This is a genomic window from Xanthomonas sp. SHU 166 (assembly GCF_000364685.1).
Taxonomy (GTDB): domain Bacteria; phylum Pseudomonadota; class Gammaproteobacteria; order Xanthomonadales; family Xanthomonadaceae; genus Xanthomonas_A; species Xanthomonas_A sontii.
This window is the reverse complement of the sequence record NZ_AQOJ01000895.1, coordinates 1-603: the sequence shown is the minus strand read 5'-3', so window position 1 is coordinate 603 and position 603 is coordinate 1. Positions and strand designations below refer to the sequence as shown.

At 75.1% G+C, this 603-nt stretch carries 1 protein-coding gene; it reads left to right on the top strand.

Annotated features, from left to right (window positions below; genetic code table 11):
- Window positions 1–142: 142 nt before the first annotated feature.
- Window positions 143–603: response regulator (locus D180_RS20175; protein ID WP_017914188.1), on the top strand; the 461-nt coding region annotated here is incomplete at its 3' end.

Sequence of the window (603 nt, the reverse complement as noted above, 5' to 3'; positions counted from 1 at the left end):
GGCGCTGCGCAAGGCCCTGGCGGCGCCGCCGCGGCCCGGCCGCGAGGTGGCCGACCACGGCCGCCGCCAGCAGATCCAGGCGGCGCTGCACGAGGTCGAAACGCATCTTGCCAGCCGCTGAGCGGCCGCCCACACTGCGGTCATGCGCATCCTGCTGGTGGAAGACGATCTGTCGCTGGGAGAGGGCATCCGCACCGCCCTGCGTCGCGCCGCCTATTCGGTGGACTGGGTGCAGGACGGTGCCGCCGCGCTGGCCGCGATCGGCGATGGCGAGATCGACCTGGTGCTGCTGGACCTGGGGCTGCCGCGGATGGACGGGCTGGAGGTGATCCGGCGCACCCGCCAGCTCGGTGCCGACGTGCCGATCCTGGTGCTCAGCGCGCGCGAGCGGCCGGCCGACCGTGCGCTGGGCCTGGACGTGGGCGCCGACGATTACCTGGGCAAGCCCTTCGACACCACCGAACTGCTGGCGCGCACGCGTGCGCTGCTGCGGCGCAGCGCCGGCCGCGCCACGCCGCAGTTGGAGATCGGCGCGCTGCACCTGGACCCGGAGCGCCTGGCGGTGCGCTGGCGCGGCCGTGCCCTGGACCTGACCCGGCGCGA